The 14,160-nt window shown below is 35.4% G+C and carries 13 protein-coding genes and 1 pseudogene; 6 read left to right on the top strand and 8 right to left on the bottom strand.

The window, feature by feature from the left end; genetic code table 11:
• Positions 1–32 precede the first annotated feature (32 nt).
• Entirely contained in the window at positions 33–251 is a 219-nt protein-coding gene (locus AC07XU_RS03855; protein WP_494943000.1) for a hypothetical protein, read from the bottom strand.
• Here AC07XU_RS03855 and AC07XU_RS03850 point away from each other — a divergent pair.
• The 3 genes from AC07XU_RS03850 to AC07XU_RS03840 all read left to right on the top strand — a co-directional run bounded on the left by AC07XU_RS03850 (position 172) and on the right by AC07XU_RS03840 (position 3,686).
• On the top strand, positions 172–819 hold the full coding sequence (locus AC07XU_RS03850; RefSeq protein ID WP_494942989.1) for a succinate dehydrogenase cytochrome b subunit: 648 nt from the start codon (positions 172–174) through the stop codon (positions 817–819). The genes AC07XU_RS03855 and AC07XU_RS03850 overlap by 80 nt on opposite strands.
• 30 nt (positions 820–849) lie before the next feature.
• Positions 850–2,829 (top strand): fumarate reductase/succinate dehydrogenase flavoprotein subunit, encoded by a 1,980-nt coding sequence (locus tag AC07XU_RS03845; protein WP_494942300.1) that lies wholly within the window; start codon positions 850–852, stop codon positions 2,827–2,829.
• Between the two features lie 86 nt (positions 2,830–2,915).
• Positions 2,916–3,686, top strand: a complete 771-nt coding sequence (locus tag AC07XU_RS03840) for a succinate dehydrogenase/fumarate reductase iron-sulfur subunit (RefSeq protein WP_494942299.1) — start codon at positions 2,916–2,918, stop codon at positions 3,684–3,686.
• A 471-nt stretch (positions 3,687–4,157) separates the two neighbouring features.
• On the opposite strand, the gene AC07XU_RS03835 is transcribed toward AC07XU_RS03840, so the two are convergent.
• From AC07XU_RS03835 to AC07XU_RS03815, 5 genes are read right to left on the bottom strand one after another with little or no spacing between them, the layout of a single operon-like run.
• Positions 4,158–4,952 carry an energy transducer TonB gene (locus AC07XU_RS03835; RefSeq protein ID WP_494942298.1) on the bottom strand — a complete coding sequence of 265 codons (795 nt, stop codon included), beginning with the start codon at positions 4,950–4,952 and terminating at the stop codon, positions 4,158–4,160.
• A gap of 53 nt (positions 4,953–5,005) precedes the next feature.
• On the bottom strand, positions 5,006–5,431 hold the full coding sequence (locus tag AC07XU_RS03830) for a hypothetical protein (protein WP_494942297.1): 426 nt from the start codon (positions 5,429–5,431) through the stop codon (positions 5,006–5,008).
• Between the two features lie 9 nt (positions 5,432–5,440).
• Positions 5,441–5,974 (bottom strand): TonB-dependent receptor plug domain-containing protein, encoded by a 534-nt coding sequence (locus AC07XU_RS03825; protein WP_494942296.1) that lies wholly within the window; start codon positions 5,972–5,974, stop codon positions 5,441–5,443.
• Positions 5,975–5,984: 10 nt separating this feature from the next.
• Positions 5,985–7,970, bottom strand: coding sequence for a TonB family protein (locus AC07XU_RS03820; RefSeq protein WP_494942295.1), 1,986 nt, complete (start codon positions 7,968–7,970; stop codon positions 5,985–5,987).
• The gene (locus AC07XU_RS03815) at positions 7,967–8,344 is read right to left on the bottom strand and encodes a BlaI/MecI/CopY family transcriptional regulator (RefSeq protein ID WP_136873837.1); all 378 of its coding nucleotides are present in this window, start codon (positions 8,342–8,344) and stop codon (positions 7,967–7,969) included. Before AC07XU_RS03815 ends, AC07XU_RS03820 begins: the two co-directional genes overlap by 4 nt.
• Before the next feature lie 158 nt (positions 8,345–8,502).
• On the opposite strand from AC07XU_RS03815, the gene AC07XU_RS03810 reads away from it, so the two are divergent.
• Entirely contained in the window at positions 8,503–9,678 is a 1,176-nt protein-coding gene (locus AC07XU_RS03810; protein ID WP_494942294.1) for an MBL fold metallo-hydrolase, read from the top strand.
• A 15-nt stretch (positions 9,679–9,693) separates the two neighbouring features.
• Positions 9,694–9,903, top strand: a pseudogene (locus AC07XU_RS03805) (MBL fold metallo-hydrolase RNA specificity domain-containing protein); the annotation flags it as partial.
• Between the two features lie 115 nt (positions 9,904–10,018).
• On the opposite strand, the gene AC07XU_RS03800 reads toward AC07XU_RS03805, so the two are convergent.
• Positions 10,019–11,593, bottom strand: coding sequence for a M28 family metallopeptidase (locus AC07XU_RS03800; RefSeq protein ID WP_494942293.1), 1,575 nt, complete (start codon positions 11,591–11,593; stop codon positions 10,019–10,021).
• Between the two features lie 196 nt (positions 11,594–11,789).
• Here AC07XU_RS03800 and AC07XU_RS03795 point away from each other — a divergent pair, with 196 nt between their 5' ends.
• Positions 11,790–13,142 carry a M20/M25/M40 family metallo-hydrolase gene (locus tag AC07XU_RS03795; protein WP_494942292.1) on the top strand — a complete coding sequence of 451 codons (1,353 nt, stop codon included), beginning with the start codon at positions 11,790–11,792 and terminating at the stop codon, positions 13,140–13,142.
• A 220-nt stretch (positions 13,143–13,362) separates the two neighbouring features.
• Here the strand turns inward: AC07XU_RS03795 and AC07XU_RS03790 are convergent, their stop codons facing one another.
• Positions 13,363–14,160: an ABC transporter permease gene (locus tag AC07XU_RS03790; RefSeq protein WP_494942291.1), complete on the bottom strand. Its 798-nt coding sequence runs from the start codon at positions 14,158–14,160 to the stop codon at positions 13,363–13,365.

Below are 14,160 nucleotides of genomic sequence, written 5' to 3'. Positions count from 1 at the left end.
TGCCTCCTTTTTTTAGAATGTTTCTAAATAGATTATTTCTTTCGTTTTTGTTGCTGCCACTTCTTATCTAAATCATATTTTAAATACTTTTGTACCAACTGAATAAAAAAATAAAAGCTAATGGGTAGTATTGCAAATGCTTTTTCCTCATCGATCGGGAAAAAATTAATAATGGGGCTTACAGGCCTTTTTCTAATCTCTTTTTTAGTAGTACACTGTTTTTTAAACTGTTTTGTCTTTTTTGATAACACAGGTGTTTTGTTTAACGAAGGAGCTCACTTTATGGCAACTAATTGGTTAATTAGAGCAATGGAAGTGGTTTTAATGCTAGGACTATTGTTACATATAGTTCAAGGAGCTCGTTTAACATTCGAAAATCAGGCAGCTAGACCAGTAAAATATGCCTACCATGATGGCAAATCTAACAGTAAATGGTATTCTCGTTCTATGGGTTTATTAGGTACTTTGTTGTTGATTTTCTTGATTGTTCACTTAACAGATTTTTGGTGGGTATCTCGTTTTACTGGCATTGAGGCATTTAACGGTGGTACACCACTTGATGCTAATGGACACGAAGATTTATATGCAGTGATGTTTGTTAAATTTAGTCAGCCATGGCGTGTAGTATTATACGTTTTGGCTATGGTATCTTTAGCATATCACCTATTGCACGGTTTTGCATCAACTTTCCAAACAATGGGTTGGAACCATAAAAAATATACACCGATTATTAAATCTTTAGGTGTTGCTTTTTCTATTGTAATTCCATTGCTTTTTGCCTTAATGCCAATTGCCATCTATTTTGGTTGGGGTTTTTAAAATAATTTTGAACGAATAAAGCTATATATAATGTCAGCATTAAATTCAAATATACCAGAAGGAGATTTAACCAATAAGTGGACGAAATTTAAGTCGTCTGTGCCTTTGGTAAATCCTTCAAACAAAAGAAGTTTAGAAGTAATTGTAGTAGGTTCTGGTTTGGCGGGTGCATCAGCAGCGGCAACATTAGCAGAAATGGGCTACAAAGTAAAATGTTTCTGCTTTCAAGATTCTCCGCGTAGAGCTCACTCTATTGCTGCTCAAGGAGGCATCAATGCCGCAAAAAATTATCAAAATGATGGCGATAGTACTTATCGTTTATTTTATGATACCATTAAAGGGGGCGATTATCGTGCCCGTGAAGCAAACGTACATCGTTTAGCAGAAGTAAGTGCAAACATCATCGACCAGTGTGTGGCACAAGGCGTGCCATTAGCTCGTGAATATGGTGGTTTGTTAGATAACCGTTCATTCGGTGGTACGCAAGTTCAACGTACTTTTTACGCCGCTGGCCAAACTGGTCAACAGTTATTGTTGGGTGCATATTCTGCATTAGAGCGCCAAATTGGAATGGGTAAAGTAGAAATGTTTACCCGTCACGAAATGCTTGAAGTTGTTAAAATTGATGGCAAAGCTCGTGGTATTATTGCTCGTAACTTACTAACTGGCGAGCTAGAGCGTCATTTCGGCCATGCCGTAGTATTAGGAACAGGTGGTTACGGAAACGTATTCTATTTGTCTACAAATGCAATGGGAAGTAACGTGACTGCCGCTTGGAAAGCAAATAAACAAGGTGCTTATTTCGCAAATCCTTGCTATACTCAAATTCACCCAACATGTATCCCAGTTTCTGGCGATCATCAATCTAAATTAACCTTAATGTCTGAGTCGTTACGTAACGATGGTCGTATTTGGGTGCCTAAAAAGAAAGATGATAACCGTAAGCCAACAGATATTCCTGAGGATGAAAGAGATTATTATTTAGAGCGTCGTTATCCTGCTTTTGGTAACTTAGTACCCCGTGATGTGGCTTCTCGTGCTGCAAAAGAAAGATGTGATGCTGGTTACGGTGTAGGTGCTTCTAAATTAGCTGTTTACCTAGATTTTAAAGCAAATACGGAGCGTTATGGTAGGATAGAAGCATCTAAAGCTGGTATCCATAATCCGGATAAGGAAACATGTATGCGTTTAGGAACAGCCGTAGTAAAAGAAAAATACGGTAACCTATTTGATATGTATGCGCAAATTACTGGCGAAAATCCATATGAAACGCCAATGCGTATCTATCCAGCAGTACATTATACAATGGGTGGTTTATGGGTAGATTATAACTTAATGACAACCGTACCAGGCTTGTACTGTACTGGTGAAGCTAACTTCTCAGATCATGGCGCAAATCGTTTAGGTGCATCTGCATTAATGCAAGGTTTAGCAGATGGTTATTTCGTTTTACCTTACACCATTGGAGCTTATTTATCGAAAGAAATTTCTGTTAAAGCAATTCCAACAGATCATCCAGCATTTGCTGAAGCAGAAGCTAGAGCAAAAGGAGTTTTAGATACTTTGATTAACATTAAAGGAACTAAATCTGTAGATCATTTCCACAAAAGATTAGGTTTAATTATGTGGGATAAATGCGGAATGGCTCGTAGCGAAGAAGGCTTAAAATGGGCAGTTGCTGAAATCCAAAAATTGAAGAAAGAGTTTTGGAGTGACGTTCGTGTACCAGGTTCGGCAGATGAGTATAATCCAGAATTAGAAAAAGCAGGTAGAGTTGCAGATTTTATCGAATTAGGTGAGTTGATGTGTTTAGATGCATTAAACCGTAACGAAAGTTGTGGTGGTCACTTCCGCGAAGAGTACCAAACAGAAGAAGGTGAAGCTTTACGTGATGATGAAAACTACGCATACGTTGCTGCTTGGGAAAATAAAGGCGACGGAACATTCGAGCTTCATAAAGAAGAATTGAAATTCGAAAATATTAAAATAGCACAAAGAAGTTATAAATAGTAGCAAGATGTGAGTATCATGTATCAAGATGTTTGAACTAATCTTGTTACTTGATACTTGCTACTCGATACATAAATCTCTATACAATGAGTACAGGAAATATGAACTTAACGCTAAAAGTTTGGCGTCAGAAAAACACAAAAGATACCGGTAAAATGGTAGACTATAAAGTGTCTAACATTTCGCCAGATATGTCTTTTTTAGAAATGTTTGATGTTTTAAACGAAGACTTAATTACCAAGGGTGACGATCCAATCGTGTTTGATCACGATTGTAGAGAAGGAATTTGCGGTATGTGTTCAATGTTTATCAATGGTCGTCCGCATGGCCCTAAAGATGCTGTAACTACTTGTCAATTGCACATGCGTTCTTTTAAAGATGGCGATACCATTGTAGTTGAACCATGGAGAGCAAAAGCATTTCCGGTAATTAAAGATTTAGCTGTAGATAGATCTGCATTTGACCGTGTAATTGCAGCAGGTGGATTTATCTCTGTTAATACAGGTAATGCACAAGATGCAAACGCTTTACCAATACCAAAAGCGCAAGCAGATGCCGCTTTCGAAGCAGCAGCTTGTATTGGTTGCGGCGCATGCGTAGCAACTTGTAAAAATGCATCAGCAATGTTATTTGTATCAGCAAAAATTTCTCAATTGGCCTTGTTACCACAAGGTCAGCCAGAGCGTTACAAGCGTGTACAAAACATGGTTGCACAAATGGATGCAGAAGGTTTTGGTAACTGTACAAACACCGGAGCTTGCGAGGCAGAATGCCCTAAAGGGATATCTTTAGAAAACATTGCTCGCATGAACAGAGATTATTACTCTGCTAAATTTGTAAGCGAACAAGAAGGATAATTCAAGTATTAGTTTGCAGTTTTGAGTTAATAACCAAACTTACAAATGTTTACCTAAAAATTAATTTGTTTTAATACTATTAAATCGCTAGATTTAAATATCGAGACAAAGGAGACTACAAAACTAAAACCCCGGCCATTTGGCTGGGGTTTTTCTGTTATTTGGCTTTATTAACCGGTTGATTGCGCTATTAATATTTTGTGTTTTTAGAAAGGCAAATACAGTATTTCAATTAAAGTCAGTCCTGCTGTCCGTTTTACTCACCCGATGAAAAATCGGGTTCGTGCTCACTACCATCAGGCTTATTATACCAAAGCTTGTGCTAGTATGAGGGGTTTATGGTGCACAGGCTAATGTTTTATAGCCCTAATTGTAGCGATATACTTTACACCTATGCCAAAGGCATAGGTGTAAAGATTTAGCGAAAAGTAGGACTAACATTGATAATTGTAAAAGCATTGCGCTTCGAAATTATTTAGTTAAGTTAAATCTAACCGGAATATTGTACTTCACTCTTATTGGAGTTTTATTAATCATTCCAGGAAACCATCTTGGGCTTAACTCTAATACTCTTACCGCTTCTTCATCTGTACCTGAGCCTAATTTTCTATCTACTTTTATATTGCTTATAGCCCCGTCTTTTTCAACCACAAAAGATAAAAATACATTTCCGTAAACTTTGTTTTCCTTAGCTAGTTCTGGATATTTTATATTTTCGCTTAAAAATTTATAAAATTCTTCCATTCCGCCCGGAAACGTAGGAGGGTTTTCTACTCTTACAAAGTTGTAGATAGTTGTGTCATTAGCTGCAACAACACTCGGCGTAACTGTAGTGCTCATGCCGGTTGTAATTGGCGCTTTACCTGGAATTTTAAATCTGATGGGTAAGTTATATTTAACCCTTACCACTTTTCCATTTTGTACGCCTGGGTTCCATTTTTTGCTCAATTTAAGTACACGAACCGCTTCTTCGTCTGTACCTCCACCAAGCGATTTATTTACTTTGATATCGTTTAAAGAGCCATCTTTTTCTATTGTAAATGAAACAAATACATTTCCTTGTATATTTTCGTCTTTAGCTTGTTTCGGATACTTTACATTTTCTCCTAAAAATTTATAAAAGCTTACCATTCCGCCCGGATAGCTTGGTGGAGTTTCCATTGCAACAAAGTTGTAAACAGTTTGATCATCTTGCGCTAAAGCTTTTTTTTGGCAAAAGCCTAGCAGTAACACCGCACATAGCGATGAGTAAATTAATTTTTTCATCAGGATTTTTTTAAGGTTATTTTTTAGGTTTTAACAGGGGTTTATAGCAAATTTTACTTGTTCAATTTGTTTGGTGCATAACCAACGATCACTATTTCCATTGGAGTATAATCAGTAGGGGTTTCAAGGTTTAAGTTTTTAAGCTCTGATTTTGCACCTTCTAATTTAAATGTAACTTTCAAAGCGTACTTACCATTTTTAAGTGATTTATAATCGTTAAAAGCCAAGATCTGGTTAACAACTTCTATATCGCAGTTGCCTCCAAGTTCTTTTTCGATCTTTAAGCCATTTAATTTACCATCGTTAACAGCAAATAAAATTTGTGTGTTACCCTGTAAATTTACTCCTGAAGCTGTAGATGGATATTTAATGTTTTTACCAAGATGGCTGTAGAATTTTTCTAAATCATTAATTATTTTATTACCAAATGATGAGAGCATAATGATGGTCACTACTGCAGGGAAGATTAATTTTTTCATGATTTCGAATTAAGGTTTAATTTTAGTAGTGATGATAATTACGCCGTTATTGCCACCTGTGCCATACAATGAGGTAGCTTTTATACCATTCAATACATTAACACTTGATATGGTTTCTGGCTTGATCAGTTTTGCTTCAGTTTCTTTAATGATATTTCCGTCAAGTATATAAAGTGGTGTGTTTAGTGATTTGTTAGTGCCGTTGAAAAATAAAGAAACATTGTCTTTTGTAGTAATTGGTTTTAAATTTCCAGACTTAGTTTTAATAGAGATTACACCGTCATTACCATCTATACCATATTTTTCAACTGCATTATTGCCTTTAAAAATACTAACTGATTCAATATTTGCTGGATCAATTCCATTAAATGCTGCAGAGCCTCGAATGTATTGCTTATTACCGTCGATAATAACCAAGGGTTCGGCACTTTTTTCTGTAATATTCGATCGTAAAAAAATAGTTTTTGTGCTGTCTGTTTGAGCAAAGCTGGATAAGCTTATAATTGTAAAAACAATAACTGTAATGGATTTATAGATTTTCATAGGTTCTGATTTAGTTTCTATTTAATAGGGTTAGTGATGGTTGTAATGATTTTTTACTAGTAATAATAATTGCACCTTTATCTGCCTTTTTTCCATATAACGAAGTTGCATTTGATGATTTCACTACATTGATTGATTCTATGGTTTTAGAATCTAGATCTTTCATGATGCTATAATCTTTAACTTCTCCATCTAAAATAACTAATGGAGCATCTTTAGAATCGTTGAAACCTTTAATTTTAATGTTTGAAACAACACTAGTTTTACTTTCTGTTTTTTCTCCATTTAAAGAAAATTTGATAGGAATGTTGTATTTAACTCTAACAGGTCGGCCATTTTGCATGCCTGGGTTCCAGCGTTTGCTTAGTTTAAGTACGCGTAAGGCTTCTTCATCTGTGCCATAGCCTAATTTTCTATCAACTTTAATGTCTGTTAATGAGCCATCTTTTTCAACTACAAATGATACAAAAACATTTCCCTCAACTTCATTATCAGCAGCCATTGTAGGGTATTTAATGTTTTTGCCTAAATATTCATAAAATTTATATACGCCACCGGGGTAGTTTGGTGGTGATGACATAGAAACAAAGTTGTAAATGGTTTGGTCTGAAACCTCTTCTTTTTTAGGTACAAAACTCGTGATTACTATATTGCTTAAATCTGTGTAATTATCGGTCGTATTTACCTGTTGGTTTTTAACACTGGTTTCTGCTCCCTCTAGTTTAAATGTTACTTTAATACTGTAATTTCCGTCCATGCCAAAAAAATCATCATAGTTTGATATGGCATTAATCACTTCATCATCGCAACCTTCGCCTAATTCATTTTGTGCATAAGCATTCATGATTTTGCCAGATTTTAAAGTGAAATTAATTACAGTGTTACCTTGCAAACTGCTTTTAACCGCATTTGATGGGTATTTAATATTTTGACCTAAGTGTTTGTAGAAATTGTTCCATAAAGCAGCTTTATCTGCATATTCCGTATCTGAAGTTTGATTAGTGGCAGCAGAACTTTCTGTTGTAGCGTTAGTGATTACCTCTACTTTTTGCATCGGAGCCGGAGGTGGTGCAAGATTTACAACACTTAGTGGCGATTCAATAGCTTCGTTAACAAATTCATTTGCATTGTTAAGTGGAATGCTTTCTGCAACTTCTAAAATTCGCTGGTTTTTGCGAATTGTAGCAGATGATAAAATTAGCGTTAATGCAAATAATGGTACAAACAACCCATATTTTAATACAGCCACTTTGGTAGAACGTTGTTTATGCAGCATATAAATACGCTTTTTAATCATTGATTTGGTTAAAAAGCCGTTTGTTAAGTTGTTAGGTTTAACACCAAAAGCATGGCTTAACAATAGAAGTGAATATTGCTCTTTATCGCCCTGAAAATTTGCTGCAGCCTCATCAGCTAAATACTCATGAATATTTTTAACAGCTTTTTTATAAAAATAAATGATAGGGTTAAACCAGGTTATGATTGCTAAAACCTCAAAAAAGATTACATCTAATGTGTGTAGCTGCTTAATATGTATATCCTCATGTAAATCTACCGTGGCTCTTTCGGGTAAATGGCTTGCTACGGTTTTTCTGTTTAAAAATGAAAAGGCATCATTCTCATCAGCCTTGCTAAATAATTGGTTAATTTTAAATAATTGAAATAAGAAATGTAATAAAAATACAAATGCACCAACTAAATAAATAATCACAATAAGGCGTCCCCAGTCGTACTGCTCTTGGGTTTGCGGCATAATTGCATAATTACTTACCACATTGTTTAACTCACTTACACTGATATATAATTCATCGCTTACTACTTTTTTACTAAATAACTCGAAGCGCATAAATGGAATGGCTAAAGAGAAAAATCCAGAAGCAACAAGATAAATCCTATTTAAAACAAAATAAGTTTCCTTGTCTAAAAGTAGCTTGTAAAAGCAATAAAATATAACCAAGTAAATATTTACTTGTAAGAGGTAGTGCGCCCAACTCATTTCGGTTTATTTTTAAATTTGTTGATCATTTTTAAAATTTCATCTACATCGCTTACGTCTAATTTCTCTTCCTTAACAAAGAATGAAAACATGCTTTCTACCGAATTTTCGAAATAATTGCCTAATAATTTTTCGGTTGCATGGCGTTTGTATTCTTCTTTGCTAATTAATGGGTAGTATTTGTGTGCCTTTCCAAACGCTTTATGGCCAATAAAGCCCTTCACTTCTAAAATTCTAATAATAGTAGATACGGTATTGTACGCTGGTTTTGGCTCAGGTAAATAATCCATAACTTCTTTTACGAAAGAATTTTCAAGTTGCCACACAATTTGCATGATTTGTTCCTCTGCCTTAGTTAAATCTTTAATATCCATGGTTATTGCTGTTTTGTACAAAATGAGCATTTTTTTAAAATTAAGGTATTGCTCCTCACCTTCAGTGATATATCTACCATAAACTTAAAACTAATATTTTAGTTTACAAAATTTTTTCGCATTTATTTTCTATCATTATAAAAAATACTTAGATACTTATGAAAATTGCCTTTCACGGCGCTGCAAGAAATGTAACCGGCAGCAAGCATTTGCTTACCTTAAATAACGGAACCAAAATATTATTAGATTGTGGCATGTTTCAAGGCATGGGTCAAGAAACAGATGACTTGAATGAAGAATTTGGATTTGATGCCTCAGCAGTTGATATTTTAGTGCTTTCTCATGCCCATATAGATCACAGCGGTTTAGTTCCGCTGTTAATTGCAAAAGGTTTTAAGGGTGTAATTTTTGGCACCCAAGCCACAAAAGAACTTTGCAAAATTTTACTGCTAGATTCTGCAAAAATACAAGCAGGAGATTTAAAATACGAGAACAAAAAAAGACAACAACGTGGCCAGCATTTGTTAAAGGCAATATATGATGAAGATGATGTGATACAGGCAATGGAATATTTTATTGCTGTAGATTACCATAATCCGACACGTTTAACTGATGACGTAACTGTAGAATTCATCGATGCTGGTCATATTATTGGCAGTGCATCAGTTCATTTAACTATCAAAGAAGATGGTAAAATAACTCGATTAAGTTTTAGTGGCGATGTTGGTCAGTATGGAGATTTATTGCTTAGATCGCCTCAAGAGTTTCCTCAGGCAGATTATGTTTTGTTAGAATCTACCTATGGAGATAAATTGCATAATGATGCTCAACCCACAGAGGAAGCTTTTTTACAGGTTATTTTAAAAACTTGTGTAGAAAAGAAAGGGAAAGTAATTATACCGGCATTTAGTGTGGGCAGAACTCAAGAGTTATTGTACATTTTAAATAACCTAGATCTTGATGGCAAACTTCCAGATATAAAAGTTTATGTTGATAGTCCTTTATCGGCCAAAGCCACAAAAATTATTGAAGAGCATGCAGAAGGTTATAATGATGAGGTTTTAGATATCATGAAAATTGATGACAATCCATTTAACTTTAAAGGATTACATTACGTAGCAGATGGAGAAGAATCTAAAGCTTTAAATAATAAACCAGAGCCTTGTATCATCATATCAGCATCTGGCATGGCCGAAGCTGGCAGGGTAAAACATCACATTAAAAACAATATAGGCGACAAGAAAAATACCATTTTAATGGTTGGCTATTGTGAACCACGCTCATTGGGTGGCCAGTTAAAAAACGGAGCACAAGTAGTTCATATTTACGGGTAGCAATACCAGGTTGTTGCAGAAGTGCAATGCATACAATCTATGAGTGCACATGGTGATTATGAAGATTTGCTGCGGTTCATGTCATGCCAAGATCCTGCTAAGGTTAAAAAAGTATTTTTAGTACATGGTGAGCATGATGTACAGCAAATTTTTGCAGCAAAGCTGAAGGAAAAAGGATTTAATCAGGTAGAAATTCCTGACAGGCATCAAGAATTTGAGTTATAAAAATAAAGCCCTGACAATCCTTAATATGATTAAAGAATTTCGTCAGGGCTTTATTTGTTTTATTAGTCATCCGATGAATATCGATTTATTCAAATATTCATCGGATGATTTTTTATTATTGCCTTGGAGCAGCCGGTTTAGGCATTTCTTTACGCGGTAGTTTCTCTGCTCTTTCAGAAGTATGATAAACGAAAGAAGCTACAATAGTTGCAGATTTTTTCAAATCATCCATATCTAAACGATCAAAAGTATCTTGGTTAGAGTGGTGGGTACGTGTATTGTAATCCATTGGGTCTTGTATAAATTGGAAACCCGGCAAACCAACACCATCATAAGCTTGATGATCTGTTCCACCTGTATTGCTAATGGTAATTGTTTTTGCACCTAAATCTTCAAAAGGAGTTAACCAGCTTTGGAAAATATCTTTCACAGCGGCATTGCCTTGCAAATAAACACCACGAATGGTTCCTGTTCCATTATCTAAATTATAATAAGCTGATAATTTTTCGTGTTCTGCTTTTGGTTTCATATCAGCTGGATCAGCAAAATGTTCTTTCACATAACCTCTTGAGCCGAACAAACCTTGCTCTTCTGAGCTCCATAATGCAATGCGGATGGTACGTTTTGGTTTAAAATCAATTGCTTTTAAAATACGCATGGCTTCAATCATTACTGCAGAACCGGCAGCGTTATCTGTAGCTCCTGTACCTGCATGCCATGAGTCGTAATGGCCGCCTAACATTACAATCTCGTCTTTTAGTTTAGGGTCTGTTCCTGGTATTTCGGCAATTACATTGTAACCTTTAGGATCTTTGTCATAAAATGAAGTTTTCACCTCAGCTTCTAGTTCTACTTTTTCTCCACCACGTAATAAACGTAAAATGTGTAAGTAATCTTCGCTGCTTACTTCTAGTTCTGGATTAACAGGTTTGGCATCTAATTTATATGAGGCGCCATTACTTGTAAAGAATGTACCATGGTTACCACGAGCGTAAGTTAATTTTAATCTAATTCCCTCAGCCATTAAAACACTGTCAATTGCAGCTCTCATGCCCATCATACGCATCATCATTGCTCTTTGGTTATTTGCAGGTCCACCACCACCTTGACGGTTACCACCAACAGTTGGAGGAGTAGCAGCTGCCATTTTCGCTAAATCTTCATCTGTATAACGAACTGCATCAGCTTTGTAAGAATTCTTTAATGGTTGTACCAAAGGAGATTCAATCATTACAATTTTACCTTTTAACTTTCCTTTGTATTTAGCTAAATCGGTAATGGTATCGGCAACAATTAAAATCACATCAGATTTAATTGCACCTTTTGTGCCTGGAGTCCAAGCTTTTGGTGAGGCAATTATTGGGCGATAAAAAGGAGCAGTTGTAGCTGCATAATATTTATCAACCTGCCAACCTTTACCAAATTCACCCCAAGCTTCTAGGTGAACATTTTTTAAACCCATTTCGTTAAAATACTTAACTGCCCAATCTTGAGCTCGTTTTAAACCAGGCGAGTTAGATAAACGCGGGCCAGCCACATCGGTAATTTGGTAAGCAATGTCATAAGCCTTTGATTTATCTAAACCTTCTGCTCTAATTTTTGCTACAGCAGCAGAGTTTACAGGCTCTTGGGCAAAGCCAGATAAGCATAAGCCTAAAGCGAATGCACTAAAAGTAAATTTTTTCATCATAGTTTTAATCCGTTTTTTGAACTTAAACTGTATTACGCAGCTAATTTTTTGGTTTTGCGAAAACAATTTTTAGTTGAGGGGTGAGTTTGGTTTAATTAATTACACAATTGTATCATTATTGTTGGTGAATTTACAGTTAATGATAAATAATTGTACCTTTCTATTCATATTTTTACAGTTATAAAAATCTCCAATAATGAAATATATTAGTTTTTCTTGCTTGTTTATAGCATTATTTTTTAGTCGGGCAAATGCTCAACAAACCATATTTCGAGATATCAATATATCTAATCAAGTTAGTGAGGTTTCTGAAGTAAATTTAAAAAACATTGTAAATAAATTGGTTTCCTTTCAAACTCGCCATACGTTAAGCGATACATTGAGTAAAACCACGGGTATAGGTGCTGCCAGAAACTGGATTAAAAGTGAGTTTGAAAAATACAGCAAAGAAAGTGGGAGCCGTTTGCAGGTTTCGTTTGATACTTTTACGCAAGCCGCCGATGGTAGAAGAATTACCGCTCCGGTTGTGCTTAAAAATGTGATGGCAATTTTGCCAGGCACAGATCCTAATGATAAAAGGATGTTAATGCTTTCTGGTCATTATGATTCGAGAGTAACCGATGTGATGAATGCAAAAGATTTCGCCCCTGGAGCAAATGATGATGCATCTGGTGTGGCAGCAGTTATGGAAATGGCTCGTATCATGAGTAAGCAAAAATATAATTGCACAATTGTTTTTGTTGCCATGGTTGGCGAAGAACAAGGTTTATATGGTGCAACCAATTTGGCAAAAAGAGCTAAAGAAGAAGGTTGGAATGTTCACTTGTTGATGAATAACGATATTGTTGGTAACTCTTATGGTATGGAAACTGACATTAAGGACAATAAAAGTGTTCGTGTTTTTAGTGAAGGTGTATCTCCTTTAGAAACGCTAGCCCAAGTAGCAGCTAGGCAATCTGCGGGTACAGACAATGATGGTAAAGCTCGTCAAGCAGCAAGGTATATTAAAGAAGTTGCAGAGCGATATGTAGATCAGCTGGATGTGAAACTGATTTACAGGAGAGATCGTTTTCTACGTGGTGGAGATCATACTCCATTCTCTCAACAAGGTTTTGCCGCAGTGCGGATTACCGAAATGAATGAAGATTTTAACAGACAACATCAGGATATCAGAACAGAGAACGGATTTAAGTTTGGCGATTTACCAGAATATGTTGATTATAATTATTTGCAAAAAGTAACACGTATGAATTTAGCGGTGATGGCAAATTTAGCTTGGTCTGCTCAGGAGCCAGAAAATGTAGTGGTTTTAACTTCTGGTTTAACCAATAAAACGGCATTAAAATGGGATGCTCCAAAGGGAAAATCTCCGGCAGGTTATTATGTTTTAATGAGAGAAACAACTAGTCCGTTTTGGGAGAAGAAAATTTTTGTTAAAGAGACCTCAGCTTCAATAGCTTACTCAAAAGATAATTATTATTTCGGTGTACAATCTGTAGATGAAAACGGGCATGAGAGTTTAGTTGTTACACCAAGACCGGGTAGGTAAGATACTTTGACAAACTTGTAAGCTTAGTGCATGTAGTTTGTCAAGGTTTTTAAGACTTACCGCTAAGAAACCGAAGAGCGCAAAGAAATTACTCTAAATTTTTTTATGCATTATTAACTTTGACAAACACGGGCAAAATGTATAAAATTTTGTCAAAGTAAATTTCACAAAAAAGGGCAGCATCCACCACCCTTATTAACTAAAAACTAAACTAAAATCTTTATTTGATATTTCTTTTCAATAAAATGAAGTAACCGATTATAAACATTGCTGCTGCAATTGCTAAGCTTACCCAAATTTCTTGTGTAAAAATTGGGAAGTCTTCTGGGCTTTTGCTTGTGGCAACATTGGTAACTCTAAGCGCCAAAGTTGGGTCGCTATATGGAATAAGGTATGCATACTCCCACCCAACATTTGCTGTTATAATGCCTGCAATGGTTCCAATAAAACCAATTCCCATTGGTTTTAAAAAATCAGACCATATTAAACTCAAAACAAATTGAATGGCCAATATGCCTAAAGAAGCCAAAAATAGTTTTGTGTAAAACTTGGTTAAAATTACCATCGGATTATAGTCTGTAAAAGCGTATTTTGGCACTAACACTTGCAGCAAATATCCGCTAGCATAAGTTAAAACAGCAAATAATACTAAGCAGATTAACAATAGCATTACTGCATATAGAAATTTAGCTGCATATATAGAAAACTTATTTAGTGGTTGGGCAAAAAGTGTTTTCCAAGTATCGTTTTTATGTTCTATGTTGTTAACCGAAAAGGCCATAAACATTACATAAAATGGAAGAATAAGCATACCCATAACATTTAAAGCCGCACCACTAAAACGACCCCACAATATCATGCCTTGATAACCTTGTTTTAATACTTTATCTGAACCAGAGTAAAAACCGAATGCTACCAAACCACATATTATTAATGGTAAAATAATAGCTGCCCAAAAAGCAAGTGTTTTACGAGATTTGTAAAATTCTGAAATATATGAGATGTATAATGAACGCAT

The organism is Pedobacter sp. GW456-11-11-14-TSB4 (genome assembly GCF_059424425.1).
Note: the sequence above shows the minus strand (reverse complement) of the source record. Positions and strands in the feature narration are given on the sequence as shown.